Source organism: Rhodopseudomonas parapalustris, from assembly GCF_053772255.1.
In genome coordinates this window covers 127,879-152,580 of the sequence record NZ_JAMKBZ010000010.1, presented here as the reverse complement: position 1 = coordinate 152,580, position 24,702 = coordinate 127,879, and the positions used below count along the sequence as shown (strand labels likewise).

Here is a 24,702-nt window from a genome sequence, read left to right as displayed (position 1 = left end):
TGTTTCCCCCGAGGCCCGATCTTCAGCCGGGCACCAGCCTTCCTATCACCGTTCTCGGCGGGCGCGATGCTCACACCGCGCATGGCCGCCCGCGAACAGGTCGGAGCGCGGGCTCAGCGCACCGTCCACTGCAGCGGCATGGTGCGGTGATCGCCAGTCAGGCTGACAGCGATGCCTCGGCCGCAGGCAGCGGCCAGCCCCTCGGCCAGACCTTCGAGCACACGCAGGCAGGCCGGATGGGCATCGGCGACGCCGTCCATCAGGCCCCAGCCGGTTTGTCGTAGCTCGAAGCTGCCGCCAGAGTCGCGCAATTCGACCTCGTCACCCTGGGCGTCGAGCAGCGCTCGCAACAGAGCGGCAAAGCCGGCGGCATCGCGGCCGGTGATGCCGAGGGCCTGCGCCAGATCGTCGTAGGACTGCATCCCGATCAGTTTGCCGGTGAGATGCAACAAGTAGCCGCCATCGAGCGGACCGAACAGTTGCACCAGGACCGGAGCCGCTGTGCGGACATATTCCATGGCGTAGTTGCGGTGGGCCTTCTCCAGCCGCGGCTTTGGCCAGCTCTCGACCGGCAACGCCGGCGCGGCGGCAGGATCGAACAGCGGCGCCTCGAGATGCCGGGCGAACTGCAGCCGCTGATCCGGTTCCAGCAGCTCGTCGGCCTCATAGTAATAGCCTTCCAATCCGTCCTGGCCGTCGACGCTCTGCTTGGTGCAGACGAAGCCGAGCTTGAGATTGCCGAGCGCGACGCCGTTATTGGCGTGCCAGCCGCGCAGCATCGCCTTCGACACCTCGCCGGGCACGCCGCAGATCGCGGTGCCGCGCCAGATCCAGCGCGGCGGCGGATAGCGAATCCACGCCTTGCGGTCGGTTTCGTACATGTATTCGACGTGCACGCCGCCGATCCAATTCGACAGATAGTGATACTGCGCCGCCGCGACCGCTGGCGGCAGATGGTCGAGGCCGAGCTTGGCAAGGCCGGCGACGAAGCGCTCCTGCTGCTGACGGCGAAACACCCGAAACACGAACTCGGCAGCGTCCGCCGTGCCGCGGCGGCTGACCAGCGTGAGGATCAGGCCAGTGAACAGCGCGTGATACAGATCGGCGACGCCGTGCCATGCGCGCGACCGCGCCGCTTGCGCGGTCTCGGACGTTGCTCCCATCGGGCATTCCTTATCGTTGTCGTTGCGCGGTGGCGCGCGATCGAGACAACGGCCACCGGTCCGACTGACTTTTCACGAGCCGGACTTGAACACAACCCTCAGACTTGCTGCGGGGGATGCTGAGCGTCAGCGGCCCTGATCGAGCTTAGGTTTTGAAATGCTTGCTCAGCTTCAGGCCCTGAGCCTGGTAGTTCGAACCGATGCGCTGGCCGTACATCGCGTCGGGGCGCGACAGCATCTTTTCGTAGATCAGGCGTCCGACGATCTGGCCGTGCTCGAGGATGAACGGCACTTCGCGCGAACGCACTTCGAGCACCGCGCGGGCACCCGAGCCGCCGGCGCCTTCGTAGCCGAAGCCGGGATCGAAGAAGCCCGCGTAATGCACGCGGAATTCGCCGACCAAGGGATCGAACGGCACCATCTCGGCGGCGTAGTCCGGCGGCACCTGGACCGCTTCCTTCGACGCCAGGATGTAGAACTCGCCGGGGTCGAGGATCAGCGTGCCATCCGGGCGGGCCGCGATCGGCTCCCAGAATTCACCGACCGCATAGCCGCCGCGGCGATCGATATCGACCACGCCGGTGTGGCGCTTGGCGCGGTAGCCGACAAAGCCGTCTGAATTCTCGCCCGAGAGGTCGACGCTGAGCGCGACGCCGCCGGTCAGATCAGCGTCGTCGGCATCGACCAGCCGCTCGGCATCGTGCAGCGCATCAAGCTCGTCCTGCTCCAGCGTGGCCTGGCCGACGCGGAAGCGCACCTGTGACAGCCGCGAGCCTTCGCGGAGCAGCACCGGGAAAGTCTTCGGGCTGATCTCGGCATAAAGCGGGCCGTGATAGCCGGCGCCGATCATGTCAAAGCGGCGCGTGCCGTCGGCGATCACCCGGGTGAACACGTCGAGCCGCCCGGTCGAGCTTTTCGGGTTGGCGGCCGCCACGATGTGGCGCGGCAGCGCCAGGCTTTCGAGCAGCGGCACGATATAGACGCAGTTGGTCTCCAGTACCGCGCCGTCCGACAGGTCGATCTCGTGCAGCTTCAGCTCGTCGATCCGCTCAGCGACGGTGCAGTCCGGCCCCGGCAGGAAGCTGGCGCGGACCCGATAGGCGATCGGCCCGAGCCGCAGATCGAGACTGGCCGGCTGGATCTGGCTTTCGACGAACGGATATTCCGGCAGGATCAGGCCCGATTCCGTCATCGCCGCAATCATGCGGTCGGGCAGAATTCCGTCGGCGTCGGGCGGCAAAGTGAACGGCACGATGTTGGTCCTTCGGAGCGCAGCCATGCCCTCCGGGAAACTCAGATACGAGCCTCAACCGCTAGCCGAAGCCCGGCTTGACGGGAAGAGTACGGAGGATTAAGAGCCCGACTTATCCCGTGGTGATTTGAGCCGGCCGGCTTGCAGCCACGTTAAACAAGTCGCTAAACAGGCCGGGGACGTTGTGGTCCCGGCCCGAGGGTTGATCCCCAGGCCGGTTTTTTTGTGCCCCCATCGTCCCGATGTGGGCACGCTGGAGACCACATGTCCGAGACCAAACCGACGATTCCCGTCCCTGCTACCGCTCATTTCCGCCGCGAGACCCGCCTGGTGCATGCCGGCAGCTTGCGCTCGCAATTCGGCGAGACCTCCGAAGCGTTGTTCCTGACCCAGGGCTTCGTCTACGACAGCGCCGAACAGTGCGAGGCGCGCTTCACCGGCGACGACGCCGGCTTCCAATATTCGCGCTTCTCCAACCCCACCGTGTTCAGCTTCGAGCAGCGGATGGCGGAGTTCGAGGGAGCCGAAGCCGCACGCGCCACCGCCACCGGCATGGCTGCCGTCACGGCCGCGATCCTGGCGCCACTGCGCGCCGGCGACCATGTGGTCGCGTCGAAAGCGATGTTCGGCTCGTGTCGCTACATCGTCGAGGATCTGCTGCCGCGCTACGGCATCGAGTCGACGCTGGTCGACGGCCTCGATCTCGACCAGTGGCGCCGCGCGATGCGGCCCAACACCAGGACCTGCTTCCTGGAAAGCCCGACCAACCCGACGCTCGACGTGCTCGACATCGGCGCGATCGCGGAAGTCGCCCATGCGGGCGGCGCGCGCCTCGTCGTCGACAACGTGTTCGCCACCCCGATCTGGCAGAGCCCGCTGAAGCTCGGCGCGGACGTCGTGGTGTATTCGGCCACCAAGCACATCGACGGCCAGGGCCGCTGCCTCGGCGGCGTGGTGCTGTCGTCGCAGGCGTTCATCGAAGAACACATCCAGATCTTCCTGCGCCAGACCGGGCCGTCGCTGTCGCCGTTCAACGCCTGGGTGCTGCTGAAGGGGCTCGAGACGCTGTCGATCCGGGTCGAGAAGCAGACGTCCAATGCGGCGGCGATTGCCGACGCGCTGGCAGGCCACCCGAAGGTGCCGCGTCTGGTCTATCCGGGCCGCGCCGACCATCCGCAGGCCGAAACGGTGAAGAAGCAGATGGGCGCCGGTTCGACCCTGGTCGGCTTCGAGGTAAAGGGCGGCAAGGCCGAGGCGTTCCGCTTCCTGAACGCGCTGAAGCTGGTGAAGATCAGCAACAATCTCGGCGACGCCAAGAGCCTCGTCACCCACCCGGCGACGACCACGCATCAGCGGCTCAAACCCGAAGCGCGCGCCGAGCTCGGCATCAGCGAAGGCTTCATCCGGCTGTCAGCCGGGCTGGAGCACAAGGACGACCTGATCGAAGATCTGCTCACCGCACTCGACAAGGTGTGAGCGATCAAGGCTCCGTGTCGTCATTGCGAGGAGCGGAGCGACGAAGCGATCCGGCGTCTTACGCGATGCCGTGATTGCTTCGCTGCGTTCGCAATGACGGAGCTCAGCCTCGAAGCTATCGATCGGACCGCAGCGTGATCTCGGCGCGAAAGCCTGAGCGGTCGCTGCGGTTGGCGAGCTGCAGGCCGGCGCCGCTGCGCTCCACCGCAAGCGAGGCGATCGCGAGCCCGAGGCCGCTGCCGATCACGGATTTGTTGCGGCCGCGGAAGAAACGCTGACCGATCTTGTCGAGCTCGTCCGTGGCCACGCCGGGACCGGTGTCCTCGACCAGAACCGTGGCAGCGGTGTCGCCGATCCGCCAACTCACCTGCCCTCCGCCCCGCATGTACTGCACGGCGTTCTCGTGCAGATTGCGGATCGCGAGCTCGAGACACTCGCGATGACCACACCACACCACGTCGCGGAGATCGTCGTCGATCGTCACCTCGATGCCGTCGGCGTGTGGTGTGGCGCGGACCACCTCCTCGATCAGCGCGCGCATCGGCACGCGCGCGCGGTCGTCGACTTCGGCATGCGCGTCGAGCCGGGCGAGCGTCAGCAGTTGCCGCACCAGCCTTGTGGCACGATCGACCGCGAGCAGGATCTGTTGCAGCGCCGCCCGTGACACCGCCGGATCGTTGGCGGCGAGCGCGACTTGCGCCTGGGTCTTCAAGGCGGTGAGCGGGCTGCGCAGCTCGTGCGCCGCGAACGCCGTAATCTCCCGCTCGTGCCGCCGTGCCAGCGCGACCTTGTCGAACAGTGCGTTGAGCGCCTGGGTCAGCGGCTTCACCTCCGACGGCGTACGGCTGGCATCGACGGCGCTCATGTCGTCGGCGTCGCGGCGGCGAAGATCCGACGCGATCGTCTGCAGCGGCCGAAGACCGCGTCCGACGCTGATCCAGATCAGCAGGCCGAGCACCGGCGCGATCAGCAGCGCCGGCCACATCAGCCCCTTGATCAGATCGGTGACCAGCCGGTCGCGTAGCCCGAGCCGATCACCGACCAGAACACGAAATCCCTTCTCGGCGTCCTCCGTCGCATAGACCCGCCAGGCCTCCCCGTCGATCTGCCGCTCCGAGAAGCCCGACACCTGATCGCTGAGTTTCTGCTCCGGCGCGCCGCCCGAGCGCGCGATCATCCGGCCCTGCACCGACCACACCTGGCAGGAGAGCTGGCGCTCGTAATTGCCGGGAGACGGCGGGGTGGACAATGTCGGCAGCGTTTCCGGAACGCGCCCCTCCATGCTGCCGACCAGCGACACCACCATCCGGGCCGCCTCCTGCAACCGCGTGTCCAGGACGTGTTCGAGCTCACGCTGGCTCGACGCATAGATCCACGTCACTGCGGCGATCCACACCGCGCCGGTGGCGCCGAGCAGAACGAGAAACAACCGTAGCCGCAGCGAGCCGATCATGACGGCGCCATCCGATAGCCGAGGCCGCGGATGGTCTCAATCGCGCTGCGCCCGAGCTTGGCACGCAGATTGTGGATGTGAACTTCGACCGCGTTGCTGTCGACCTCGTCGCCCCAGCCATAAAGCCGCTCTTCGAGCTCGGCGCGCGACCGGACCACGCCGGGGCGCTCCATCAAGGCATGCAGAACCGCAAATTCGCGCCGCGACAACGCGACCGGCGCGCCGACGAGTGTGGCATTGCCTTCGGCTGGGTAAAGGCAGATCGGCCCGTGCTCCAGGCAGGTGGTCGCCCGGCCGTCGCGCCGGCGAATGATCGCGCGTAGCCGCGCCGAGAGCTCGTCGAGATCGAACGGCTTGCCGAGATAATCGTCCGCGCCGGCGTCGAGCCCGGCAATGCGGTCGGCGGTTTCGTCCAGTGCGGTGAGCAGCAGCACCGGCGTGGCGTCACCCCCGCGGCGGATGTCGCGCAGCAGATCGATGCCGCTGCCGTCGGGCAGCATGATGTCGAGCACCACTGCGGAGAAATTGTTGGCGGCGAGTGCACTGCGCGCATCCTCGCAAGTCTCAACGCAATCGATGCTGGCACCCGCGAGCGACAGCCCGGCACGAATGCCGTCCGCAATCATCGCATCGTCCTCGACCACCAAGACCCGCATCGATCCATCACCTTTCGGATCACGACTTGCGAGGCCAGCCTTAAGGCTGGCTTAAGCTGGCGGCCGAGACTGCCGGCATCCGACCCAGCGATCGGGGAACCATGGCCCGTCTCTTCCGCCTTCTCGCCTTCGTCGGCGTCCTCGCCGCAACACAGTCCGCAATTGCAGCGCCGAAGCAACCACCGTTCCGGCTGAGCGTCCAATCGGCCGCCGATGGCGTAGCCTTGACCTGGACGATTGCGCCGGGCGTCTATCTGTACCGCGACAAGATCGTGGTTCGAACGCCGCAGGGCGCCCCCGTCGTGCCGGATCTGCCTGCCGGCGAAACCAAGGACGATCCGAACTTCGGCCTGACCGAGGTCTATCACCGCGGCGTCACCGCGACGATTGCGACCGCTGCGCTGAACGGCGCCACCCGCTTGACGGTCGGTTATCAAGGTTGCGCCGAGCGCGGCATCTGCTACCCGCCGGCGACCGCAACCGTCGACCTCGCGAGCGACACCGTGACGGCGGCGGATCCGGCCGGCGCCGGACCGCAAATCCAATGGCCGGATACCCCAGAGCTCAATGAGACCGCAGCTCGGTCGACAGCAGCAGAAGCGGCACCGGCTGACGCTCCTGCGCCTTCGTTGCTGCCGTCGATGACCGAGGGCTGGGCGCCGCTGCTGCTCGCCTTCGCCGGCTTCGGCCTGCTGCTGGCATTCACGCCTTGCGTGCTGCCGATGGTGCCGATCGTCGCCGGCATGCTGACGCGCGCCGGCCGCGACATCTCGCCGGTTCGAGGCTTTGCGCTGGCGCTGACCTACACTTTGGCGATGGCCACCGCCTACGCCGTGCTCGGCATCGCCGCCGCCTGGTCGGGACAGAATCTACAGGCCGCGCTGCAAACGCCGGCCGCGCTGGTGGCAATGGCGGCGATCTATGTCGCGCTGGCGCTGTCGAGCTTCGGCCTGTTCGAGCTGCAATTGCCGGCACGGTTCGGTGACGCGCTAAGCGGGCGCATCAGCGGACGTACAGGTCCACTGCTCAGCGCAGCGGCACTGGGCTTCACCTCGGCGCTGATCGTCGGGCCGTGCGTGACGCCGCCGCTCGCCGCAGCTCTGCTCTACGTCGCGCAGACCGGCGACACCGTTCGCGGCGCCGCCGCGCTGTTCGCGCTCGGACTCGGCATGGGCTTTCCGCTGATCCTGGTCGGCATCTTCGGCGGCGGCATCCTGCCGCGCTCAGGGCCGTGGCTTGTGACGGTGCGCAAGCTGTTCGGCGTCGTCTTTCTGGCGATCGCAACCGCGCTGATCGGGCGCGTGGTGCCCGGCCCTGTCAGCCTGTTGCTGTGGGCGGCGCTGGCGATCGCAAGCGCCGTGTTTGTCGGCGCTTTCGACCGGCTCAGCCGTCAACACGGCCCGGCGCCGCGTCTGGCCAAAGCGAGCGGGCTGGCGCTGTTCGTCTACGGTGCAGCGCTGATCGTCGGTGCGGCAGCGGGCGCCGACGATCCGCTGCGGCCACTCGCCACGCTCGGCCAGGGACGTGCGGATCCGGCGATCGAGGCCCGCACGGTATCTTCGATCCAATCCTTGAACGCCGCGATCGCCGACGGTCGTGACCGCGGCAAGCCGATCATGATCGACTTCTCGGCCGACTGGTGCACCGCCTGCAAAACGATGGAGCGCACGGTGTTCGCGGTTCCGGAGGTGCAGCGGCGCCTTGCCGGACTCACCGTGATCCGCGCCGACGTGACCGCGACCAACGCCGACACCGCCGCGCTGATGAAACGGTTCGATGTAATCGGACCGCCGACGCTGGTGTTTCTCGATCCCCACCGCGGCGAAGAGATCGCCGCTGCCCGCATCACCGGCGAAGTTTCCGTCGATGACTTCACCCGGACCCTGCAGCGCCTGGACGCGCGGTCCTGACCATCGTCCGACAGGAGGAAGACATGAATCGCAGACAATCCCTGATGATCCTCGGCGCGATCGCGGCGGTGCCGCTGGTGAAGTACTTCGGCGCGCCGGAAGCCTGGGCCGAGGGGGTGGATGTCGGCGCGATCCTGCGCGATCCGGATGCGCCGGAAGCCGGCAACCCGAAAGGCGACGTCACCATCGTGGCCTACTTCGACTACAACTGCCCGTACTGCAAGAAATCAGAGCCCGACCTCGAAAAGGTGGTGCGCAGCGACGGCAAGATCCGGCTGGTCTACAAGGACTGGCCGATCCTGACCGAAGCCTCGGTCTACGGCGCGCAGATGGCGCTGGGCGCGAAGTATCAGGGCAAGTACCAGGCGGCCCACGACGCACTGATGGCGATACCCGGCCGCGGCATCTCAAGGGATCAGATGCGCGATGCCGTCGCGGCCTCAGGCGTCGATATGACAAAGCTGCAAAGCGATCTGAGCGCCCATGGCGACGCGATCACGGCGCTGTTGCGACGGACACTGTCGCAGGCCGACGCGATGGGCCTGCAGGGCACGCCGGTGTATCTGATCGGCCCCTACAAGGTCGCCGCCGCGCTCGACGCCGATGCCTTCAAGAAGGTGGTGGCGCAAGCGCGCAGCAGCCGGACGGCAAAGTAAGCGAGGCTGATCGCAACAAATGCTGTTTCGCTCTGCACTGGTTCTGGCCATCACCGCCGTCGCGCTCGGCGGCTGCGTGACAAACTCGCAAATTCCCTCGCCGACCGCCGCCGTGAGTACCACGGTCGCGGCTCGCTACGCCGCGATCGACACCGAAAGGCATCCGATCGCCGGCGTTGCGGCCGAGGATCTCGATCCCGCTTACGTGCGGCAACTGGTCGACTACAGGACCACCGAACCACCGGGCACCGTGGTGGTCGATCCACGGAAGCGCTTCCTCTATCTGGTGACGGAGGGCGGCAAGGCGCTGCGCTACGGTGTCGGCGTCGGCAAAGCCGGGCTCGAATTCACCGGCACTGCCGAGGTCGGCCGCAAGGCCGAATGGCCGCATTGGACGCCAACCCCGAACATGATCGCACGCGAGCCGGAGCGCTATGGCAAGTGGGCCAAGGGCATGGACGGAGGCGAAAGCAATCCGCTCGGACCGCGGGCGCTGTATCTCTACAAAAATGGCAAGGACACGCTGTTCCGGATCCACGGCACCACCGAGCCTTGGACGATCGGTCACGCGGTGTCGTCCGGCTGCATCCGAATGCTGAACCAGGACGTCATCGATCTGTATGGCCGGGTGCCGAAGGGCGCCAAGGTGGTCGTGCGATAGTGCGTTTCCCGGAGACGAGAAAACCAGCTCGCATGAAGAACGCGCGTCGCAGCCAAAAGACGCGCGCGTTCACATCGGCCGATATGCCGTGACCTCACCGGGCGCGGCGGTGGTGCCGAGCTTGATTTGACCGACCGAGCGGATGATGCCGTCGCCGAGCAGTTGCGCAAAGCAGGCGTAGCCCCAATCGTTCATGTGCAAGCCGTCGGCGATGACGAACTTGTCGAACGGCATCGCATGCTGCTCGTGCCATTCCTTCATCACCTCAAACCGCGGAAAGATACCGACGCGGCGCAGCTCGGCCAACCGGCCGAGCAGCTTCACGGTCTTGCTGGCGTTCTCGCCGCGTTCGTTGACCCGGGGCGCGTATTGCGGATCGACCAGCACGACATCGGCTTGCGAGGCCTGGATCACCGAGATCCCTTCTTCTACCAGGCTCGCGGTCTTGTCGGCCGCGAGGTCGTGCAGAATCGCATTGGTGCCGACCTGCCAGATCACCAGATCCGGCTTGGCGTCGAGCACGGTGGTCTTGAGCCGTTTCATCATGTCGCGGGCGTCCTCGCCGCCGACGCCGCTGTTGATCACGGTGATGGTCGAACCCGGATAGTGACGGCGGAGCTGCGCGGCGAGCCGGTTCGGATAGTTGAAGGCCGGCGAGCTCGAACCGTAGCCCTGCGTCGACGACGAGCCGAACGCGACGATCACCACCGGCCGGCCATCGGCCAGCTTGTGGGCGACGTGCGGCAATGCGCCGATCGACTTGGCGCCACCCTTGGGCGGCAGGCACGGCACCCGGGCCAGAATGTCGCCTGCCTGCCTGGCGACGTCCTTGATCTTGTCGAGCGTCTTGCCGGCGATCCCCTTGTGGCGCTCGAGCGCCGCGACGTCGATCTCGCCTTGCCCCGGCTCGGGCATGGGGTCGGCGGCAACTGCCGGATCCTGCGCCAGGGATGGCGAGGCCGGCTGCAGGATCAGCATCATCGACAGCAGCGCTGCGGCGGCGGCGGCGGACCGGAAACGAACTCTCATCAACGCTGGATCCTTACCTCCGCCGGATCGGTCTGCGCGGCCTCGATCACGAGCGCCATCAGCGCGCGCGCCAGGCAATTGTGGACGCGCAACGCCAGATCGATCCCCGGCGCGGGGCTGAACAGATCGAACTCGCCGGTCTCGTTCCAGTGGCGCATCAGGGCAAAACGGTCGAACAGCGGAACATCGTGCTCCTGCGCCACCACTCGCATCGCGTCGAGATAGGGCGCCGGATTGATCATGGTCTCGGTGCGGGGACTATACTGCAAATTCATCAAGATGATGTCAGCGCCGGCCTGCTTCACCGCGTCGATGCCCTGGCCGAGGGCGGTGCGGAACTCGTCCGGATCGATCGAGCGGATCGCGTCGAAGGTCCCGGTCTGCCAGATCACCAGCACCGGCTTGCGTTCGGCAACCAGCGCCCCGAGCCCACTGGCAATGTCGGCGGCGGTCCGCTTCGGCCGCATTTCCATCGTGACATTGACGGTCACCCCCGGGAAACGCTCTCGCAGCAGCGCCTGCAGCCGGCCGGGATAGGAGCTGTTCTCGGCCGATTGGATGGTCGAGGAGCGGCTGCCGACCACCAGGATGTCGAGCTTGCGGGTGGTCTTCAGGGCTGCGGCGACACCCTTCAGCTTGGCCTCGGTCGCCAGCAGATAGGCCGGCGGCACGCAGGAGGGAGCGTCCGGCCCGGCGGCAGCCGGAGACGACAGCCCGACCACCGTCAGCAATGCCGCGGCCGCCATCCATCCCAAGCCGGCCTTCGCCACGGCCTTCATGCTGCATCGCCTCCCGCAAGGTCGGCGTCCGGCGGTGCCCGCGACCCGGCCTTGCTTGCCACATTCTTGTACCACGAGAACAGCCATGCGGCGGCAGACATGATGCAAATCCCTGACACGCTGACGACGAAATGCAGCAGAGCGCCGCCCGAGACCTCCGCCAGGATGAAATAGCCCGCGAAAGCGAGAAAGATGCCGATGCAGAAGATCTCCAGCGAATGCTGGCCGCACAGGACCAGCGGCCGCAACCACAGCGAGCTCAACGCCGGCCAATCGCGCGGGATGAACCGCACCGTCAGCGCCGCCAGCGCCAGAAAGTGCGCGAACCGCAGCACGTCGAGATTGGGCTTGTCGATCGGGTACATCCACTGCTCGAGCCATTTCGGCAGGGTGTGGAACAATTGCGGCGTGTACCAGGTCAGGGTGACGTAGAACGCAGCCACCAGATAGGCCGCGGCCAGCCACAGCGTCACCTTCGACGCCAGGACCCGCGACAGCCGCTTCGCCCCGCCCATCGCGCACCAGGCGCCGAACACGAACAGCAGTTGCCAGGCATAGGGATTGAAGACCCAGGCGCCACTCGGATAGGCGGTGAGGTGCAGGTCAAACTGCCAGGTCGCGGCATACAGCAGCGTCGCCAGCCCGAGCGTGATATCCGGCCAGCGCCGCATCAGCCACAGGATCGGCGGCAGGAAGAACATCAGCACGATATACAGCGGCAGCACGTCCATATTGACCGGCCGGAACCGTAGCAGCAACGCCTGCACGATGGTGACGTCGGGCTGCTTGAGGAAGTCGAGGATGCCCATTTCCTCGGAATACAGCGGGTTCTGGAAACTGGTGGCGACGTAGGAGATCTCGGCCAGGAAGATCGTAAACAGGAACACATGCGCGACGTAGATCTGCCAGACCCGCTTCAGGATGCGCGCGGCGGCCACCACGAAGCCGAGATCGGTCATCGCCTTGCCGTAGACGAACGCCGCAGTGTAGCCGGAGATGAAGATGAAGATCTCGGTGGCGTCGGAGAAGCCGTAATTCCGCAGCGTGAACCAGGTCAGCACATTGGCCGGCAAATGATCGATGAAGATCAGCCACAGTGCCAGACCGCGGAACAGATCGAGCCGCAATTCCCGCTTCGGCACCGGCTTGCTCGGCGGCGGGGCCGCCGGCAGCGGTGACGGCTCAGCCGGCTCGGTCGGCGGCGCACCTGCGGGCGGCGCGCCGGTGACCGGTTCGGCAATGGTGGTGACGGGAGGAGTCATGTGGCTCCGCGATGGCGCACTGCACGCTTGTCGTTGCTATAGCAGCCGGCGCGCCACCGGCGAAGCGGCTGGCGGCACGGCCGGCACTCTGACGCAGCCTGCAAAGGTGCTGGTCCGAAGCCGAGGTTGGCTAGCGCCGAACTATGTTGAAACCGCGGAGAGGCCGGCGCGACAACCTGAAACTCGTTCTGAACGACTGGTTTCAACGCTGATTTTCGTTATATTTGGGCCAAGAGCTGGAAATCGAGCCATGTACCGTGCCGTCACCCGCCGGATCGAAGTGACCGTTGAACCGAATTATCTGCCCGAGCGCTCCTCGGCGGAGAACCGGCAGTATTTCTGGTCCTACACCGTGGTGATCACAAATTCGGGGGAGGAGACCGTCCAACTCCGCACCCGGCATTGGGTGATCACCGACGCCTCCGGCCGGACCCAGGAAGTCCGCGGCGAAGGCGTGGTCGGCGAACAGCCGGTGCTCGCGCCCGGCGAGCGCTTCGAATACACCAGCGGCGTCCCCCTCCCCACCGCCTCCGGCTTCATGGCCGGCCGCTACCAGATGGAAACCGAGGCAGGCGAGACCTTCGAGATCGACGTCCCGGCGTTCTCGCTGGATAGCCCGGAGGGGAAACGGACGCTGAACTAAGCGGCAGTTCGTGGCTTGGGTCGAGCGTAGCGAGACCCAGCACGAGGGCTTACGAAGCGATGCGTTTCGCCTTCGGCTCAACGCATCCTACGGCTACGACCTACTCCACCCCCGCCTCTTCCGGCGTGAATTCGTACACCGAGCTGCAGAACTCGCAGGTCACCACAACCTTGCCGTCCTTGACCATGTCGGCGCGGTCCTGGGGGGCGAAGCGGGACAGCATGCCGGCGACGGCCTCGCGCGAGCAGGAGCACTCGGCGCGCATTGGCAGCGACGAGAACACGCGGACGCCGCGCTCGTGAAACAGCCGGAACAGCAATCGTTCGCCGGACAGATCCGGGTCGATCAGTTCGACGTCTTCGACGGTGGCGATCAGCGACTGGCCTTCGACCCACGCATCGTCTTCCTCGACCGTGTGGGTGACGGTGCCTTCCGGCGCATCGCCCGGATGCAGATCGGCCTGACGGGCGCGCTCGGGGCTCTTGGGGAGAAACTGCAGCAGCATGCCGCCGGCGCGCCAATGGTGCCGCCCGCCCTCGCCGCCGCGCCATTCCTCACCGACCGCGAGCCGGACGCGCGTCGGAATCTGTTCCGAACGCAGGAAGTATTCATGCGCGGCTTCTTCCAGCCCACCGCCGTCCAGAGCCACCAGGCCCTGGTAGCGCCGCATGTCCGGCCCCTGATCGATGGTCATCGCCAGATGGCCGCTGCCGAGCAGCGCGCCGGACGACAGCCCGGGCTCCAGCCGGGCCTCGTCGTAGCGCGCATACGCGCGCAGCCGGTCGGGCGCCTGGAAGTCGACGATCAGGAACGACACCGGGCCGTCGGTCTGGGTCTGCAGGATGAAGCGGCCGTCGAACTTCAGCGACGAGCCGAGCAGCGTCGTCAGCACGATCGCCTCGCCGAGCAGCTTGGCCACCGGGGCAGGGTACGCGTGCTTGGCGAGCAGCTCGTCGAGCGCCGGGCCGAGCTTGGTCAGCCGGCCGCGCAGATCGAGCGGACCGACTTCGAACGGCAGCACGCTGTCGTCGATCGGTACTGCCGACGGCGCGCGCTCGGGGGGCATCTCGGGGGAGGTCGGATCGGGGGCTTGTGAGGTCATGGGCGCTTATCTGGGGGTGAGAGGCCGAGATCGAAAGGGCCGGACTGGGAGGCGAATGGCAGCGATGCCAAGGGGCAGGCTTTAGTCTCCCTCCCCCTTGCGGGGAGGGTGGCCGGCCGTAAGGCCGGTCGGGTGGGGGTAGCCACACGCTCAGTGCTCGGAGCACCCCCACCCCGGCCTCCGCTTCGCTCGGCCGACCCTCCCCGCAAGGGGGAGGGGCACGACGGCCGCTTCGCTCACATGGGAAGAAGTAACTACGCCACCGCGCCGAGGCACCAAGCCAGGATGCCCTTCTGCGCGTGCAGGCGATTTTCGGCTTCGTCGAACACCACAGACTGCGGGCCGTCGATCACTTCGTCGGTGACCTCCTCGCCGCGATGCGCCGGCAGGCAGTGCATGAAGATCGCGTCCTTGTGGGCGAGCGACATCAGCTTGGCGTTGACCTGATAAGGCTTGAGCAAATTGTGGCGGTGCTCGCCGTCCTTGTCGCCCATCGACACCCAGGTGTCGGTGACGACGCAGTCGGCGCCGCGCACCGCCTCTTCGGGATCGGTCCCGATGCTGATCGCCGCGCCGCTCTGCTTGACCCAGTCGCGCAGTGCCTTGCTGGGCGCGAGTTGCGGCGGGGTGGCGATCTTGAGCTTGAAGTCGAAGCGCTGTGCGGCGTGAGCGAACGACGCCAGCACGTTATTGTCGTCGCCGGTCCAGGCGATGGTGCGTCCCTTGATCGGGCCGCGATGCTCCTCGAACGTCATCACGTCGGCCATCACCTGGCACGGATGCGACTTGCGGGTCAGGCCGTTGATCACCGGCACGGTGGCGTTGGCGGCGAGCTCCAACAGCGCCTCGTGATTGAGGATGCGGATCATGATGATGTCGACGAAGCGCGACAGCACCCGTGCGGTGTCGGCGATGGTCTCGCCGCGGCCGAGCTGCATTTCGGTGCCGGTCAACATGATCGACTCGCCGCCGAGCTGGCGCATGCCGACGTCGAACGACACGCGGGTGCGGGTCGACGGCTTGTCGAAGATCATCGCCAGCGTCTTGCCGGCGAGCGGCTTGTCGGCATCGGCGTTCGCCTTGCGCTTCGCCTTCATGGCGACGGCGGCGGCGAGCATGTTGCGCAGTTCCGAGGTCGGCAGTTCGGTGAGATCGAGGAAGTGCCGCGGCATGTTGTTGCTCATCACACCGCCTCCTTCTGCGCCGCCTGTCCGGCAAGCGTGACGCAGGCGCGCTCCAAACGGCCGATCGCCTCGTCGAGCTCGGCTTCGCTGACGATCAGCGGCGGCAGCAGGCGCACGACGTTGTCGCCGGCACCGACGGTGAGCAGCTTCTCGGCCCGCAGCGCCGCGATCAGTTCCGGCGACGGCACCACCGCCTTCAGGCCGAGCAGCAATCCTTCGCCGCGGATCTCGCTGACGACCCGAGGATGCCGATCGACGACGCCGGCGAGCTTCTGCTTCAGCAGCAGCGACATCTTCTTAACGTGGTCGAAGAATCCCGGCTGCAGCATCACATCGAGCACCGCATTGGCGACCGCGACCGCCAGCGGATTGCCGCCGAAGGTCGAGCCGTGCGCACCCGGCGCCATGCCCTTCGCGGCTTCGGCGGTCGACAGACACGCGCCGATCGGAAAGCCGCCGCCGAGTGCCTTGGCCAGCGCCATGATGTCAGGCGCGACGCCGAGCCGCTTATAGGCGAACAGCTCGCCGGTGCGGCCCATGCCGGTCTGCACTTCGTCGAAAACCAGCAGCAGGCCGTGCGCGTCGCACAGCTCGCGCAAGGCCCGGAAGAACGCCAGCTCAGGCGAACGCACGCCGCCCTCGCCCTGCAGCGGCTCGATCAGGATCGCCGCGGTCTCCGGACCGATCGCCGCCTTCACCGCGTCGATGTCGCCGAGCGGAAGCTGGTCGAAACCTTCGAGCGGCTTGCCGTAGCCTTCCAGGTACTTTGCCGAGCCGGTGGCGGCGAGCGTGCCGAGCGTGCGGCCGTGGAACGCGCCTTCGAAAGTAATCACCCGGGTGCGCTCGGGCGCGCCCTTCGAGAAGTGATAGTGCCGCGCCATCTTCAACGCGCACTCGACCGCTTCGGCGCCCGAATTGCAGAAGAACACCATGTCGGCGAAGCTCTGCTCGCACAGCCGCTCCGCCAGCCGTTCGCCCTCAGGGCTCTTGAACAGGTTGGAGACGTGCCACAGTTTGGTCGCCTGCTGCTGCAAGGCTTCGACCAGATGCGGATGGCAATGGCCGAGCGCGTTGACGGCGACGCCACTGGTGAAATCCAGATAGCGCTCACCGTCGGTCCCGTGCAGCCATACGCCCTCGCCGCGCTCGAACGCGACATCCGCTCTGGCGAAAACCGGGAGGAGATGGGACGTTGCAACGCTCTGAGACATAGCCGATCCGATCGGAAAAAAGCGGGCCGCCGGCCGGACGCGTCACGCGCATGACACGAACGCAGTCAGGGACAACGTACCCCGGAAACGAAACGTGCCGCCTTTCCAGGCGGCACGTGGCATTATTTTAGAAGCGTCGAACTCACTGTCAACACGGAGCTTCGACGAAGTGCTGCCAGAAAAGCACTACTTCTGCAGTTTGTTGTGGCTTCGCGGACTCACTCACAGGAGAAGGTGTGGACGCACCGGGTCGGACTCTTGCGCCCGAGTCACGGCATATTGTAGCCTTTTGCCTGTCGGGTACGACATCTCGTGCGCGGTTTGTAATCCATTTCGAGTTCTCGGATGAGGCGTAACGCCGGGGCGGCAAGGGTCGTCCGGCGAGCGCTAAGGGATTCTGACAGCAGAGATTTTGACGACCTCACAGCCGCGGTTCCGCGCCGCCCTTCGGCGCCCGCGGCAGGAAGGGATAGAACTATGACGGCATTGACCTGGACCGACGAGCGCGTCGAGCAGTTGAAGAAATTGTGGGAGGGCGGGCTGTCGGCGAGTCAAATTGCCGCTGAGCTGGGTAACGTCACCCGCAACGCCGTGATCGGCAAGGTCCACCGCCTCGGCCTGTCGGGCCGGGCCAAGAGCCCGACCTCGGCAGCTCCGCGGCCGCGCAAGGCGCGTCCGGTGCAGCAGATGATGAGGGTGAACCGTCCGGTGGCCCGTGGCAACACCGCCTTGGCACACGCCTTCGAAGTCGAAGCGGAGCCGGATCCGGTCACGTTCGACAACGTGGTGCCGATGAACCAGCGGCTGTCGCTGCTCGAACTCAACGAAGCCACCTGCCACTGGCCGGTCGGCGATCCGTCGAGCCCGGAATTCTTCTTCTGCGGCGGCAAGTCTCTGCCGGGCCTGCCGTACTGCGCGCATCACTCGCGCATCGCCTATCAGCCGGTCGGCGACCGCCGCCGCGCTGCGCCGAAGACCACCCGCTAGACTGACGCCGCCAGCCCAAGGCCGCGGCAAACCGCGCTCGCGCAGCGCAGGGCTGCGCGGCCCTGCCAAACTGTCATCGCCCGCAAAAGCGGGCGGCCCAGTATGCCAGAGCGTCCGTTACTTCCCGCCCACTTACTGTAATCCTGAATCCTCCGCTTGCGCGGAGGATGACGCTGCTATGTTGGGCTAAGGCCGCGGCCGAACGATTGCAAAAGCGGTAGGGTCGGCAAAGTCGCGCCGTGCCCACGGATTACAACATCACGCTCGCGGTCATCGTGATTTGAAAAGAGCCTTTTGGTGGGCACGCTTCGCTTGGCCCACCAACATCGCAAACCTGCTAACAACTACGATGGGCTGCCTTCCACCTTGGCGAAGCGGTCGTCGAGAGCGTAGCCGGCGCCGCGGACGGTGCGGATCGGATCCTGCTCGCGGCCGATATTGAGCAGCTTGCGCAGGCGCCCGATGTGGACGTCGACCGTGCGCTCGTCGATGTAGATGTCACGGCCCCAGACGCCGTCGAGCAGCTGCTCGCGGCTGAACACCCGGCCCGGATGCTCCAAGAAGAACTCGAGCAGGCGATATTCGGTCGGGCCGAGATCTATCGGCCGGCCTGAACGCGCCACCCGACGCTTGTCGCGGTCGAGTTCGAGGTCGCCGTAAGCCAGCACGGTAGCAAGCCGCTCGGGCGCTGCGCGGCGCAGCAGGCCCTTCACCCGTGCCAGCAGTTCCGGCACCGAGAACGGCTTGACGATGTAATCGTCGGCGCCGGTCGCGAGACCGCGGACCCGCTCACTCTCCTCGCCACGCGCCGTCAGCATGATGATCGGCAGTTGCTTGGTTTCCGGCCGTGCCCGCAGCCGGCGGCACAGTTCGATGCCGGACAGGCCCGGCAGCATCCAGTCCAGGACTACCAGGTCGGGAATCCGTTCCTTCATCCGGGTGTCGGCGTCGTCACCGCGCGCCACCGTTTCGACCTCGTAACCTTCAGATTCCAGATTGTATCGCAGCAGCGTCGTCAGCGCTTCCTCGTCTTCGACTACCAGAATGCGCGCAGCCATCGTCGTCCTCGTCTCAGTGTCGTCTCGATACGCCCCTGGCGGCCGGCCCGGCGGGCCGGCGGCCAGATCTGCGTCAGTTACCGGGGGTCGCGTTCGCGAAGGTGGTCATATCGCCCTTCGGACGCTTGTCCATGATCTGCTGACCCTCGATCATGTAGAACACCGTCTCGGCGATGTTGGTCGCATGATCTCCGATCCGCTCGATGTTCTTGGCGCAGAACATCAGGTGGATGCAGAACGAGATGTTCCGCGGGTCTTCCATCATGTAGGTGAGCAGTTCCCGGAACAGCGACGTGCAGATCGCGTCGACTTCCTCGTCGCCGTTCCACACCACCATCGCGGCCGGCAAGTCGTGCGCCGTGTAGGCATCCAGCACCGCCTTGACCTGCGACTGCACCAGATCGGTCATGTGCTCGAGGCCGCGGATCAGCTTCAGCGGATGGAAGTCGCTGTCGATCGCGTTGACACGCTTGGCGATGTTCTTCGACAGATCGCCGATCCGCTCCAGATCGGTGGCGACCCGCATCGCGCCGACGATGTCGCGCAGGTCGACCGCCATCGGCTGACGTCGGGCGATGGTGAGCACCGCGCGCTCTTCGATATTGCGCTGCATCTGATCAATCTCGGCATCGGCCGCGACCACGCGCGAGGCCAGCGCGACATCGCGCCGGATCAGCGCGTCGACGGAGTCGACGATCTGGCGCTCGGCCAGGCCGCCCATCTCCGCGACCTGCCGGGTGAGTTCCTGCAGATCGCCGTCGAACGCCTTGGTGGTGTGTTCGAATCCCATATCCGTGCTCCTCGCCCGCGGCGTCAGCCGAACCGGCCGGTGATGTAGTCCTGGGTGCGCCGATCGCTCGGCGAGGTGAAGATCTTGTTGGTCGGGCCGAACTCGATCAGCTCGCCCAGATACATGAAGGCGGTCGATTCAGACACGCGCGCCGCCTGCTGCATGTTGTGGGTGACGATCGCGATGGTGTACTGCTCCTTCAGCTCGTCGATCAGCTCTTCGATCTTGGCGGTGGAGATCGGATCGAGCGCCGAGCACGGCTCGTCGAACAGGATCACTTCCGGCCGCACCGCGATGGTACGCGCGATACACAGCCGCTGCTGCTGACCGCCGGACAGGCTGAGACCGGAGGCGTTGAGCTTGTCCTTGACCTCGTTCCACAGCGCGGCGCCGCGCAGCGCCTTTTCGACCCGCCCGTCCATTTCCGATTTGGAGATCTTCTCGTACAGGCGGACGCCGAACGCGATGTTCTCGTAGATCGTCATCGGGAACGGCGTCGGCTTCTGGAACACCATGCCGACCCGGGCGCGGAGCAGGTTGAGGTCGAGCTTGGGGTCGAGAATGTTGGTGGTGTCGAGCAGCACCTGCCCCTCGGCGCGCTGTCCCGGATACAGGTCGTACATCCGGTTGAAGATGCGCAGCAGAGTCGACTTGCCGCAGCCCGAGGGGCCGATGAAAGCGGTGACCCGGTTGGCGGCGAGCGCGAGATTGATGTGCTTCAGCGCGTGGTTCTGGCCGTAGTAGAAATTGAGGTCACGCACGGTCACCTTGGCCGGGCCGTCCGGCTGGGCGCCGATCAGCGGCATCGCGGACGGAACGCTGGTGGCGATCGAGATCTCGGTCATTTCGTGGTCCTCTCGGCGCCGATGATGCGCGCGCCAATGTTCAGGGCAAGCACGGTGAGGGTGATCAGCAGCGCGCCGGTCCAGGCGAGCTGCTTCCAGTAAGCGTAGGGGCTCTGGACGAAGTTGTTGATGGTAACCGGCAGGTTGGCCATCGTCTTGGTCAGATCCAAGCTGAAGAACTGGTTGCTGAGCGCGGTGAACAGCAGCGGCGCGGTCTCGCCGGCGACGCGGGCCGTCGCCAGCAGGATGCCGGTGATCAGACCGGCGCGCGCCGCCCGATAGGCGATCCGGCGGATCACCAGCGAGCGCGGCAGACCGAGCGCGGAGGCGGCTTCGCGCAGTGAGCTCGGCACCAGCAGCAGCATGTCCTCGGTGGTGCGCACCACCACAGGGATCACGATCACCGCCAAAGCCAGCGCACCGGCGAGCGCCGAGAACCGGCCCATCGTCACCACCACCGCGCCGTAGATGAACAGGCCGATGATGATCGACGGCGCGCTGAGCAGGATGTCGTTGATGAAGCGGATCACCGAGGTCAGCTTGTCGTGCTTACCGTATTCGGCCAGATACGTGCCGGCGAACAGCCCGAGCGGCGCGCCGATTCCGACGCCAAGAATGGTCATCAGAACCGAGCCGACGATGGCGTTGAGCAGACCGCCGGTGGTCGAGCCCGGCGGCGGCGTGTTCTGGGTGAGCACTTCGAGATTGAGGCCTGCGAGGCCGTTCCAGAACAGCGTGAACAGGATCAGCGCGAGCCAGGTGACGCCGAACAGTGCGGCAGCCGAGCACAGCACCTTGATCACCACGTCGTTGCGATGACGCCGCTTGTAGATCGGATTGTCGAGGTGGATCGGCGTCATGTTACTTGCCCGCCTTCAGTTCGAGCCGCAGCAGCAGCAGCCGGGCGGCCGCCAGCACCAGGAAGGTCAGAATGAACAGCAACAGGCCGAGCAGGATCAGGCCCGATTGATGCAGGCCGTCGCTCTCGGCGAATTCGGAGGCGATCGCCGCCGAGATCGTGGTACCGGGCGAGAAGATCGACCCGGTGATCCGGAACGAGTTGCCGATGATGAAGGTGACCGCCATGGTCTCGCCGAGCGCACGGCCGAGCGCCAGCATCACGCCGCCGATCACGCCGACCCGCGTGTAGGGGATCACCACGCTGCGCACCACTTCCCAGGTCGTGCAGCCGACGCCGTAGGCTGCTTCCTTCAGCACCGGCGGCACGGTCTTGAACACGTCGACCGAGATAGCGGTAATGAACGGCAGCACCATGATGGCGAGGATCAGCGCGGCGTTGAACAGGCTGAGATAGGACGGCGGGCCGGCGAAGATGTCGTTCAACACCGGGATATCGGCGAAGATCGCGATCATGAACGGCTGGAAGTGATAGGCCAGGAACGGCCCGAGCACGAAGAAGCCCCACATGCCGTAGATGATCGACGGGATACCTGCGAGCAACTCGATGGCGAGGCCGATCGGGCGGCGCAGCCACATCGGGCACAGCTCGGTCAGGAAGATCGCGATTCCGAGACCGACCGGGATCGCGATCACCATCGCGATCAGCGAGGTCACCAGCGTGCCGTAGATTGGGCCGAGTGCACCGAGGACCGGCGGATCGTTGGCCGGCGCCCAACGCGCGGTGGTGAGGAACGAGAAGCCGAATTCACGGATCGCGGGCCAGGCACCGACGATCAGGGAGACGATGATGCCGCCGAGGATCAGCAACACCGAAATCGCGCAGGAGCGCGTCGTCCAGTAGAAGGCCTTGTCGCCGAGCTTGAAGGCGCTGAGCGCCTTGGCCCGATCGTAAGGTCCGGCAGCCGCTTGCAATCCGGTCGTCTCAACCGCCATATCCGCCACGCTAACTCTCCCTATGCCTTCTGCAGGGCCGAAACCGCGCTTCGCGGCTGGAGATTTCTGAATTGAAACCGGATGCGCGATCGATCGTCGCGCCTGCACCGACTGCGGTGCAAAACCGGAGTCCGAGAAATCCGTCCCTCGGATTCCGTCGCTCGCGTGAACGTCGTGCTGCGACCCGGACGGAGCCGGATCGCAGCTTCGACATTCAGCCTATCAGCTCTTGATGTCCGCAGCCCAGGTCTTCTCGATCAGCTTGACGACCGGTTCCGGCATCGGGATGTAGTCGAGCGCTTCGGCAGCCTTGTCGCCGTTGGTGAACGCCCACTTGAAGAACTTGATGGCTTCGGCGGAGGCAGCCTTGTCGACCGGCTCCTTGTGCATCAGGATGAAGGTCGCGGCAGTGATCGGCCACGACGCGTCACCGGGCTGGTTGGTGAGGATCAGGTAGTAGCCCGGAGCCTTCGACCATTCGGCGTTCGAAGCGGCGGCCTGGAAGGCGGCCATCGTCGGCTGCACGGTCTTGCCGACGCTGTTCACCATCGCCGTGTAGGTCAGCTTGTTCTGCTTGGCATAGGCGTATTCGACATAGCCGATCGAGTTCTTGGTCTGACCGACGTTGCCGGCAACGCCTTCGTTGCCCTTGGCGCCGACGCCGACCGGCCACTCGACCGCGGTGCCTTCACCGACCTTGCTCTTCCACTCCGGGCTGACCTTGGACAGGTAGTCGGTGAAGTTGAAAGTGGTGCCCGAACCGTCCGAACGGCGAACCACGGTGATCGCTTCGCTCGGCAGGTTGACCTTCGGGTTCAGCTTCTTGATCGCGGCGTCGTCCCACTTCTTGATTTCGCCGAGATAGATCTTGGCGAGGGTCGGACCGTCGAACACCAGCTCGCCCGGCTTGACGCCATCCAGATTCACCACCGGCACGATCGCGCCCATCACCATCGGCCACTGCACCAGGCCGTCCTTCTCGAGCTCTTCCGGCTTCAGCGGCTTGTCGCTGGCGCCGAAGGTCACGGTCTTGGCGACGATCTGCTTGATGCCGGCGCCCGAACCAATCGACTGATAGTTCAGACCGTTGCCGGTTTCCTTCTTATAAGCGTCCGCCCACTTCGAGTAGACCGGGTACGGGAAGGTGGCGCCAGCGCCGGTAATGTCAGCCGCGAAGGCCGAGGTCGACGCCGCAACCAGACCGGCTGCGACGATTGCCTTGATGAAATTCATGGGGAAGGTCTCCATCTGTAAGCGAAGCGCTCAGCGCGCCCGACTGCGCTTACCCCGCCCCGTCTACGGGCGGTCGGTTGACCTTTTATGAGGGTTTGATGACAGTCATGTGACTGACCTAAGTCGCTGATTTCAGGTGACTTTTGGCCTCAGACCTGGGGCTTTCCCTGAGGGATGCAAACGGTGAAAGTCGCGCCCTTTTTCAGGACGCTTTCGATCAGCAGCCGCCCCCGGTGACGGTTAACAATATGTTTCACCAGCGATAATCCTAACCCCGTACCGCCCTGGGACCGGCTGTCGCCGATATCGACCCGGTAGAACCGCTCGGTCAGCCGGGGCAGATGCTCGGGGGCGATGCCGGGTCCGAAGTCGCGGACGACGGCACGATATTCGGGCCCCCCTTCGCCCGAAACCGCAGCCATCACCGTGACGACCACGCGCCCGCCGGAGGCGCCGTATTTCAGCGCGTTTTCGATCAGGTTTTCGAACAGCCGCAACAGCTCTTCGCGATCGCCGGCGATCGTGGCGGCGTCCTCGGGCAGATCGAGCTCGATCACCACCTGGCGTTCCTTGGCCAGCGGCTCGAGCCCGTCGGTGACCTGTTTGATCAGCGGCCTCAGATCGATCAGCGCGTCGGGACGGACGTGCGCGCTGAGCTCGACCCGCGACAGCGACAGCAGATCGTCGATCAGCCGCGCCATCCGGGTCGCCTGGGCGTGCATGATCCCGAGGAAGCGTTCGCGCGCTTTCGGATCGTCACGGGCCTGTCCCTGCAGCGTGTCGATGAAGCCCGACAGGGCGGCGAGCGGCGTGCGCAGTTCGTGGCTGGCATTGGCGACGAAATCGGCGCGCATCTCTTCGACACGGCGCAGCGGCGTCAGATCGTGGAACGTCATCAGCATGCATTGATCGGTGCCGCCGAACGCGGTCGGCACCTGCACCGGCGCAATCATCAGTTCCAGCCAGCGTTCGATCGAGCCGTGATCCAGATAGGTGACGCGGCGCGGCTCGGAGGTGGCGATCGCCTCGCGCAGCGCAGTGACGATCTCCGGACTGCGCAGCGCGAACTGCGCCAGCTCGCGCACCCGCAGGGCCGGAGCGAGCTGCGCTGCGGCAGCATTGAGATGAATGACGCGGCCCGCGCGATCGAGCAGCACGGCCGGATCGGGCATCCCGCCGACAATGGCACGCACCACCGGCATTTCCACCGGGCTGACGCCGAGCGTATCGTCGAGCGCGCTGGAACCGTCGTGCAGCCGCCATGGCACCAGCGCGGCGGCAACCAGGGTGGCGAATGCGGCGAGCGCCGGACCGATCGACAGCTCGGCGAACAGCACCAAGGCGGTGAGTGCGAGCGCCGCGGCGATCAGGATGATCGCGGCGTGACGGAGCCTATCGGACCAATGCGTCAGCAGCGATGTCGATGATGGCGGGGGAGCGAGCACGAGATCGCGGACCGGGCGGGCTTGCTCGTCGGGCGCGGGTGCGGTGGTCATGG

23 protein-coding genes and 1 riboswitch are annotated in these 24,702 nt (G+C 65.9%); of the genes, 6 read left to right on the top strand and 17 right to left on the bottom strand.

The features are described 5' to 3' along the window. Positions 1–113 precede the first annotated feature (113 nt). Together M9H71_RS11565 and M9H71_RS11560 are read right to left on the bottom strand one after the other, a co-directional pair. A complete protein-coding gene (locus M9H71_RS11565) occupies positions 114–1,163 on the bottom strand; it encodes a hypothetical protein (protein ID WP_455405165.1) in 1,050 nt (349 codons plus the stop codon). 145 nt (positions 1,164–1,308) lie between these two features. Continuing rightward, positions 1,309–2,415 (bottom strand): 2'-deoxycytidine 5'-triphosphate deaminase, encoded by a 1,107-nt coding sequence (locus tag M9H71_RS11560; RefSeq protein WP_455405164.1) that lies wholly within the window; start codon positions 2,413–2,415, stop codon positions 1,309–1,311. A gap of 109 nt (positions 2,416–2,524) precedes the next feature. Next, positions 2,525–2,604: riboswitch (SAM riboswitch) on the top strand. A 75-nt stretch (positions 2,605–2,679) separates the two neighbouring features. On the opposite strand from M9H71_RS11560, the gene M9H71_RS11555 reads away from it, so the two are divergent. Further along, positions 2,680–3,891, top strand: coding sequence for an O-succinylhomoserine sulfhydrylase (locus tag M9H71_RS11555; protein ID WP_455405163.1), 1,212 nt, complete (start codon positions 2,680–2,682; stop codon positions 3,889–3,891). Between the two features lie 115 nt (positions 3,892–4,006). On the opposite strand, the gene M9H71_RS11550 is transcribed toward M9H71_RS11555, so the two are convergent. Both M9H71_RS11550 and M9H71_RS11545 read right to left on the bottom strand, forming a co-directional pair. Beyond that, the gene (locus M9H71_RS11550) at positions 4,007–5,344 is read right to left on the bottom strand and encodes an ATP-binding protein (RefSeq protein ID WP_455405162.1); all 1,338 of its coding nucleotides are present in this window, start codon (positions 5,342–5,344) and stop codon (positions 4,007–4,009) included. Next, a complete protein-coding gene (locus M9H71_RS11545) occupies positions 5,341–6,000 on the bottom strand; it encodes a response regulator (protein ID WP_455405161.1) in 660 nt (219 codons plus the stop codon). Before M9H71_RS11545 ends, M9H71_RS11550 begins: the two co-directional genes overlap by 4 nt. 101 nt (positions 6,001–6,101) lie before the next feature. Here M9H71_RS11545 and dsbD point away from each other — a divergent pair, with 101 nt between their 5' ends. The 3 genes from dsbD to M9H71_RS11530 are packed head-to-tail and all read left to right on the top strand — an operon-like array spanning position 6,102 to position 9,227. Beyond that, entirely contained in the window at positions 6,102–7,910 is a 1,809-nt protein-coding gene (gene dsbD, locus M9H71_RS11540; protein WP_455405160.1) for a protein-disulfide reductase DsbD, read from the top strand. 23 nt (positions 7,911–7,933) lie between these two features. Further along, positions 7,934–8,566 carry a DsbA family protein gene (locus tag M9H71_RS11535; RefSeq protein WP_455405159.1) on the top strand — a complete coding sequence of 211 codons (633 nt, stop codon included), beginning with the start codon at positions 7,934–7,936 and terminating at the stop codon, positions 8,564–8,566. Between the two features lie 19 nt (positions 8,567–8,585). Further along, positions 8,586–9,227 carry a L,D-transpeptidase gene (locus M9H71_RS11530; protein WP_455405158.1) on the top strand — a complete coding sequence of 214 codons (642 nt, stop codon included), beginning with the start codon at positions 8,586–8,588 and terminating at the stop codon, positions 9,225–9,227. A 69-nt stretch (positions 9,228–9,296) separates the two neighbouring features. Here M9H71_RS11530 and M9H71_RS11525 read toward each other — a convergent pair whose 3' ends face one another. Genes M9H71_RS11525 through M9H71_RS11515 form a run of 3 tightly spaced genes read right to left on the bottom strand, consistent with a single transcriptional unit; the run spans position 9,297 to position 12,297 of the window. Further along, positions 9,297–10,256 carry an SGNH/GDSL hydrolase family protein gene (locus M9H71_RS11525; RefSeq protein WP_455405157.1) on the bottom strand — a complete coding sequence of 320 codons (960 nt, stop codon included), beginning with the start codon at positions 10,254–10,256 and terminating at the stop codon, positions 9,297–9,299. Further along, the gene (locus M9H71_RS11520; protein WP_455405156.1) at positions 10,256–11,035 is read right to left on the bottom strand and encodes an SGNH/GDSL hydrolase family protein; all 780 of its coding nucleotides are present in this window, start codon (positions 11,033–11,035) and stop codon (positions 10,256–10,258) included. The genes M9H71_RS11525 and M9H71_RS11520 overlap by 1 nt, the downstream gene beginning before the upstream one ends. Continuing rightward, a complete protein-coding gene (locus tag M9H71_RS11515; RefSeq protein ID WP_455405155.1) occupies positions 11,032–12,297 on the bottom strand; it encodes an OpgC domain-containing protein in 1,266 nt (421 codons plus the stop codon). The genes M9H71_RS11520 and M9H71_RS11515 overlap by 4 nt, the downstream gene beginning before the upstream one ends. 250 nt (positions 12,298–12,547) lie before the next feature. On the opposite strand from M9H71_RS11515, the gene apaG reads away from it, so the two are divergent. Next, positions 12,548–12,940 (top strand): Co2+/Mg2+ efflux protein ApaG, encoded by a 393-nt coding sequence (gene apaG / locus M9H71_RS11510; RefSeq protein ID WP_455405154.1) that lies wholly within the window; start codon positions 12,548–12,550, stop codon positions 12,938–12,940. 100 nt (positions 12,941–13,040) lie between these two features. Here apaG and M9H71_RS11505 read toward each other — a convergent pair whose 3' ends face one another. The 3 genes from M9H71_RS11505 to M9H71_RS11495 form a co-directional block, all read right to left on the bottom strand. Beyond that, positions 13,041–14,042 (bottom strand): Hsp33 family molecular chaperone, encoded by a 1,002-nt coding sequence (locus M9H71_RS11505; protein WP_455405153.1) that lies wholly within the window; start codon positions 14,040–14,042, stop codon positions 13,041–13,043. A gap of 254 nt (positions 14,043–14,296) precedes the next feature. Then, complete coding sequence (gene argF, locus M9H71_RS11500; RefSeq protein WP_455405152.1) at positions 14,297–15,226, bottom strand: ornithine carbamoyltransferase; 930 nt, start codon at positions 15,224–15,226, stop codon at positions 14,297–14,299. Then, the gene (locus M9H71_RS11495) at positions 15,226–16,437 is read right to left on the bottom strand and encodes an acetylornithine transaminase (protein WP_455405151.1); all 1,212 of its coding nucleotides are present in this window, start codon (positions 16,435–16,437) and stop codon (positions 15,226–15,228) included. Before M9H71_RS11495 ends, argF begins: the two co-directional genes overlap by 1 nt. 477 nt (positions 16,438–16,914) lie before the next feature. Between M9H71_RS11495 and M9H71_RS11490 the strand changes: the two genes are divergently transcribed. Continuing rightward, complete coding sequence (locus M9H71_RS11490) at positions 16,915–17,424, top strand: GcrA family cell cycle regulator (RefSeq protein WP_164605690.1); 510 nt, start codon at positions 16,915–16,917, stop codon at positions 17,422–17,424. A 344-nt stretch (positions 17,425–17,768) separates the two neighbouring features. On the opposite strand, the gene phoB is transcribed toward M9H71_RS11490, so the two are convergent. The 7 genes from phoB to M9H71_RS11455 form a co-directional block, all read right to left on the bottom strand. After that, positions 17,769–18,482 carry a phosphate regulon transcriptional regulator PhoB gene (gene phoB, locus M9H71_RS11485; RefSeq protein WP_011160307.1) on the bottom strand — a complete coding sequence of 238 codons (714 nt, stop codon included), beginning with the start codon at positions 18,480–18,482 and terminating at the stop codon, positions 17,769–17,771. Between the two features lie 73 nt (positions 18,483–18,555). Then, positions 18,556–19,272, bottom strand: a complete 717-nt coding sequence (gene phoU / locus M9H71_RS11480; RefSeq protein ID WP_455405150.1) for a phosphate signaling complex protein PhoU — start codon at positions 19,270–19,272, stop codon at positions 18,556–18,558. A 23-nt stretch (positions 19,273–19,295) separates the two neighbouring features. Further along, on the bottom strand, positions 19,296–20,117 hold the full coding sequence (pstB, locus tag M9H71_RS11475) for a phosphate ABC transporter ATP-binding protein PstB (protein ID WP_455405149.1): 822 nt from the start codon (positions 20,115–20,117) through the stop codon (positions 19,296–19,298). Then, the gene (pstA, locus tag M9H71_RS11470; RefSeq protein WP_455405148.1) at positions 20,114–20,977 is read right to left on the bottom strand and encodes a phosphate ABC transporter permease PstA; all 864 of its coding nucleotides are present in this window, start codon (positions 20,975–20,977) and stop codon (positions 20,114–20,116) included. Before pstA ends, pstB begins: the two co-directional genes overlap by 4 nt. A gap of 1 nt (position 20,978) precedes the next feature. Continuing rightward, positions 20,979–21,980 carry a phosphate ABC transporter permease subunit PstC gene (gene pstC, locus M9H71_RS11465; RefSeq protein WP_455405147.1) on the bottom strand — a complete coding sequence of 334 codons (1,002 nt, stop codon included), beginning with the start codon at positions 21,978–21,980 and terminating at the stop codon, positions 20,979–20,981. A 213-nt stretch (positions 21,981–22,193) separates the two neighbouring features. Next, positions 22,194–23,204: a phosphate ABC transporter substrate-binding protein PstS gene (pstS, locus tag M9H71_RS11460; protein ID WP_455405146.1), complete on the bottom strand. Its 1,011-nt coding sequence runs from the start codon at positions 23,202–23,204 to the stop codon at positions 22,194–22,196. 149 nt (positions 23,205–23,353) lie between these two features. Beyond that, on the bottom strand, positions 23,354–24,700 hold the full coding sequence (locus M9H71_RS11455; RefSeq protein WP_455405145.1) for an ATP-binding protein: 1,347 nt from the start codon (positions 24,698–24,700) through the stop codon (positions 23,354–23,356). Positions 24,701–24,702 lie beyond the last annotated feature (2 nt).